This is a genomic window from Variovorax sp. 01T439_2, from assembly GCF_056398445.1.
In genome coordinates this window covers 1-4,601 of the sequence record NZ_JBFTPJ010000452.1, presented here as the reverse complement: position 1 = coordinate 4,601, position 4,601 = coordinate 1, and the positions used below count along the sequence as shown (strand labels likewise).

The window sequence follows — 4,601 nt, the reverse complement described above, 5'->3', positions numbered from 1 at the left end:
CCTGCTCGGCGCGAAAGCCCAGCGTGGTGGGCTGGCCCGGCACGTGGCGCGGGATCTGCACGCGGGCATCGCCGAGCCGCAGCAGCGTGCCGTTCGCATCGGCCTGCGCGGCATCGATCTTGAAGAAATTCATGCGCGGCGTGCCGATGAAGCCGGCCACGAACAGGTTGGCGGGCGAGCGGTACAGCGCGAGCGGCGAGCCCACCTGCTCGATGCGGCCCTTGCGCAGCACCACGATCTGGTCGGCCAGCGTCATGGCCTCGGTCTGGTCGTGGGTCACGTAGACGGCGGTGGCCTTCAGCGTGCGCTGCATGCGCGCGATCTCCAGGCGCAGCTTCACGCGCAGCTCGAGGTCGAGGTTCGACAGCGGCTCGTCGTAGAGGAACACCTCGGGCTTGCGGATCATCGCGCGGCCCATCGCCACGCGCTGGCGCTGGCCACCCGAGAGCTGGCGCGGATAGCGCTCCAAGAGCGGCGTGAGCTCGAGCTTGTGCGCGATCTCGTCCACGCTGCGCTCCTGCTCGGCGGCCGTGGCCTTGGCCATGCGCAGGGGAAAGGCGAGGTTCTGCCGCACCGTCTTGTGCGGATAGAGCGCGTAGTTCTGGAACACCAGCGCGCAGCCGCGCTCGGCAGGCGGCACATCGTTCACCACGCGGCCGCCGACCAGCACCTGGCCGCCGCTCGGCGTCTCCAGCCCCGCGATCATGCGCAGCAAGGTCGACTTGCCGCASCCCGAWGGCCCGAGCAGCACCGTGACCTGGCCGTCGGGCATGGTGAGATCGATGCCGGGGATCACCTCGACATCGCCGAAGCGCTTGCTGATGGATTGGAGTTGGATCTCTGCCATGGTGGTGGGTTGCTGCTGATAAGGAAGGGAAGGGTCTTCAGGCCGGCGGCGTGGCGCCGGACCTGGCGACCCCCCGCTGGATGTTCGATTCGGTGAGGCCGAGCAGCTCTTCCATGGCCTTGCGCGCCGCGGCCGGCTTGCGGGCCCAGATCTGGTCGAGCACGGCGCGGTGCATCGGCAGGCTCTTGCGCGGCGCGCCCGGCTGGCGCGTCGACAGCTCGAAGGACATGCGCAGCGCCGCTTCGATGGTGGCGCCGAAGGCCACCAGGAACGGATTGCCGGTGGCGCTGAGGATCGCCTGGTGAAAGCTCAGGTCCGGCCCGGCATAGGCCACCGGGTCCATGCCGGCGGCGTCCATCAGGCGGTAGGCGCGCTCGATCGCGGCAATGGCCGCGTCGGGCGCCGAAGCGGCCGCGATCTCGCAGGCGGCCGGCTCGACGATGCGCCGCAGCTGCATCAGGTGCTGCGCCATCTGCGCGCGGTCGTGGCCCGACCAGGTCCAGCGCAGCACGTCCTCGTCGAGCATGTTCCATTGCATGCGCGGCAGCACCCGCGTGCCGGCCTTCTGGCGCGACGCGAGCAGGCCCTTGGCCTTCAGCCGCGTGAGCGCCTCGCGCACGGAGGTGCGGGCCACGCCCAGTTGCTCGGCCAGTTCGACCTCGGTCGGCAGCGTCGATTCGTCATCCCATTCGCCGCCGATCACGCGCCGCGCGAGTGCCTCCGTCACGGCCAGCGGACCGCGCCGCGCGGGCGTGTCCGTGGCGGCGGGTTTCTTCGGCGTTTTGGTTTTATGGTCTGACATATTTATCGATGGAATGAGCTTATATGGATGAGTGGCGCAGGGAATTCCGGGTTTTCCATGATCTTTGGAATCTTATTTGTCTGTCATATTCGCTTCCACGAGCAAGTTGAACATGCCGGCCGCCCTCGTTGCGCCGCGTGATTCTGATCGAAAGAGAGACAAGCATGAGCCTCCTGCAATCCCCCGCCGTCGACACGCAGCGCCGCCGGTTGATCAAGGCCGCGGCCGCCACGGCGGTGGCCGGCGCCGGCAGCGCGCTGGCCTTTCCCGCCATCGCTCAGGCCAAGCCCTTTGCCGGCCTCAAGCTGCGCGGCGCGGCGTACCAGCACGGCTTCTTCAACATCCTGCGCAAGTACATCCCGGAGTTCGAGCAGCAGACCGGCATGACGGTCGACCTCCAGCTGTCGGCTTTCCCGGTCTACAACCAGCAGGCCGACCTGGAGCTGTCCTCGGGCGGCAGCGCCTGGGATTTCTGCAACGTCACCTTCATCCTGGCCGCGCGCTGGGTCGCGGCCGGCCTGCTCGCCAACCTGAGCGACTTCGCGGCCGACCGCAAGCTCACGCCCGCCAGCTGGAACCCGGACGACTTCGTCAAGGGCGCGCAGCTGCCCTACCTCGACAAGGCCGGCAAGGCCTACGGCTTCGCATGGGAGGGCGGCGCGATGCTCATGGGCATGAGCCGCACCGACCTGATGAAGAAGCGCGGGGTCGAGGCGCCGCAGACCTTCGACGAACTGATGAAGGTCTGCGAGGCGGTGCACGGCCAGGACGGTGTCACGGGCTTCGTGAGCTCCAACCTGCACCACTGGTTCCTGCCGCCGTACATCCACGGCTTCGGCGGCGACCTGTTCGCCAATCCGCCGGCCGACATCAAGCCCACGCTCGACTCGGCTGCGGCAGTGCAGGCGGCGGGCTTCTATTCGACGCTGCTGTCCAAGTACAGCCCGCAGGGCGTGCTCGGCTACACCGAGGACCAGGCGCGCGCCGCGCTGATCGGCGGCCGCTCGAACATCTTCATCCATTCGAGTTCCTGGGTCACGGCAATGCTGAGCTCGCCGGAGAGCAAGGTGAAGGACACCGCGCGCGTGGTGCGCATGCCGGCCGGGCCGAAGGGCGACTTTCCTGCCGCCAACAGCCAGGGGCTCGGCATCCCGAAGAACGCGAAGAACAAGGAAGCGGCCTGGGAGTTCATCAAATGGGCGCTGAGCCCCGAGCTCACCGCGCGCATCGTGAAGGACACCGGGCATCCGTCGATCTGCCGGCGCTCGGTGATCGAAAGCGCCGAGTACAAGCGCATCAACACCATCAACGGCCAGGACATCGGCAAGCTCTATCTCGAAGTGCTCGAGCAGCCCGGCAAGACGCGCAACTACATGGCGTACCGCACGGTCAAGGAGTTCCCGCTGGTGGGCGATGTGCTGAACAAGGCCGTGGAGCGCGTGGTCTCGGGCCAGGCGCCGGCCGCGGATGCCATGAAGACGGCGCAGGAGGCCGCGCTCGGCAGCCTGCGGCGCGCCGGAGCCAAGGTATGAACGCAGTGCCGGGAGTGCGCCGGTGAGCGCGAGAGGTGTCTCCTACGAGGCGCAGCGGCGCCGCTTCGTGCGCATGGCGATGGCGCCGAGCCTGCTGTTCCTGCTGGTGGTGGCAGGGCTGCCCACTGTCTTCCTGCTGGTCACGAGCCTCACGCCGGGGGCGCTGGTGAACCCGGGCTCGCTGGGCGATTTCTCGGAGCCGCTGCGCAACTACAGGCTGCTGGGCAGCGACGAGCGCTTCGTCGGCTCGCTGGGCGTGCAGGCGCGGCTTTCGGTCTACACGGTCGTGCTGCAGGTGCTGCTGGGCACGGGGCTCGCGCTGCTCGTGCATTCGGGGCAGGAGCGCTGGAAATCGCTGCGCCACCTGTTCGTGATTCCGATGGTGCTGCCGCCGATCGTTGTCGCGGTGATCTGGAAGCTGGTCTACACGCCCGACATCAGTCCGATCTACCAGGCCGCCCGCATGCTCGGCGTGACGCTGCCGGCGCTCACCACGCATGTCGACTTCGCGCTGTGGTCCATCGTCATCGCCGACACCTGGGAGTGGGCGCCGTTCACCTTCCTGATGGTGCTGGCCGCCTTGCAGACGCTGCCGGCCGAATACGTCGAGGCCGCCCGCATGGACGGCGCCGACGCCTGGCGCGTGTTCGGCCACATCGTGCTGCCGTACATCGCACCGGTGCTGCTGGTGTGCACCCTGTTCCGCCTCATCGACAGCATCAAGGCCTTTCCGCTGATCTTCCTCTTGACCGGCGGCGGACCGGGCTCGGTGACGGAGGTGACCAACTACTACGCCTACCTCGTGGCCTTCAACTTCGGCGAGCTCGGCTATTCGAGCGCGATCACCGTCGTGCTGCTCGCGGCCACCGTGCTGATCAGCTGGGGTGCGATGCGCGTGAGCCGCAATGCGGGAGGTGCGGAATGAGCACCAATCGAATGGCGTCGCTGCGCCGACGCTGGCCGCTCGCGCGCTGGGCCGTGCCGCTCGTCCTGTTCGCGATGCTGCTGCCGTTCCTGTGGCTGCTGCAGATGTCGTTCAAGCCGACGCCGCTGATCCTCGAGTTTCCGCCGCGGGTCTTCTTCATGCCCACGCTGGAGCACTACGTGGGGCTCTGGCAGGCCGGCTTTCCGGAGTCCTTCGCCAACAGCCTGGTCACGAGCATCGTGTCGACGCTGCTCGCGCTGGTGTTCGGCATTCCGGCGGCCTACGCGCTGTCGCGCTGGACCGGGCGCGGGCGCTTCGGCCTGGGCCTGGGCATCCTGCTGACGCGCATGGCGCCGCCGATCGCCTTCACGATCCCGTTCTTCCTGGCGTACCGGTATCTCGGCCTGCTCGACACCCGCACCGGCCTGATCCTCATCTACATGACCTTCAACCTGCCGCTGGTGATCTGGATGATGCAGCCCTTCTTCCCTTCTT

Annotated in this window: 5 protein-coding genes; 3 read left to right on the top strand and 2 right to left on the bottom strand. The window is 67.8% G+C overall.

Going from position 1 to position 4,601, the window contains the following annotated elements:
• A partial coding sequence (locus AC1DOC_RS20215; protein ID WP_478130362.1) for an ABC transporter ATP-binding protein occupies nucleotides 1-847 on the bottom strand: 847 nt, incomplete at its 3' end.
• Between the two features lie 37 nt (nucleotides 848-884).
• Entirely contained in the window at nucleotides 885-1,649 is a 765-nt protein-coding gene (locus tag AC1DOC_RS20210; RefSeq protein ID WP_018904771.1) for a FadR/GntR family transcriptional regulator, read from the bottom strand.
• 164 nt (nucleotides 1,650-1,813) lie between these two features.
• On the opposite strand from AC1DOC_RS20210, the gene AC1DOC_RS20205 reads away from it, so the two are divergent.
• The 3 genes from AC1DOC_RS20205 to AC1DOC_RS20195 all read left to right on the top strand — a co-directional run.
• The gene (locus AC1DOC_RS20205) at nucleotides 1,814-3,181 is read left to right on the top strand and encodes an ABC transporter substrate-binding protein (RefSeq protein ID WP_015865754.1); all 1,368 of its coding nucleotides are present in this window, start codon (nucleotides 1,814-1,816) and stop codon (nucleotides 3,179-3,181) included.
• A gap of 22 nt (nucleotides 3,182-3,203) precedes the next feature.
• On the top strand, nucleotides 3,204-4,106 hold the full coding sequence (locus tag AC1DOC_RS20200; RefSeq protein WP_478082060.1) for a carbohydrate ABC transporter permease: 903 nt from the start codon (nucleotides 3,204-3,206) through the stop codon (nucleotides 4,104-4,106).
• Nucleotides 4,103-4,601 (top strand): carbohydrate ABC transporter permease (locus AC1DOC_RS20195; protein WP_478130361.1); only part of this gene is annotated, 499 nt, incomplete at its 3' end. The genes AC1DOC_RS20200 and AC1DOC_RS20195, both read left to right, overlap by 4 nt.

Coding starts and splice junctions, on each gene's coding strand:
- AC1DOC_RS20205 (WP_015865754.1), top strand. CDS start 1,814: ATGAGCCTCCTGCAATCCCCCGCCGTCGACACGCAGCGCCGCCGGTTG.
- AC1DOC_RS20210 (WP_018904771.1), bottom strand. CDS start 1,649: ATGTCAGACCATAAAACCAAAACGCCGAAGAAACCCGCCGCCACGGAC.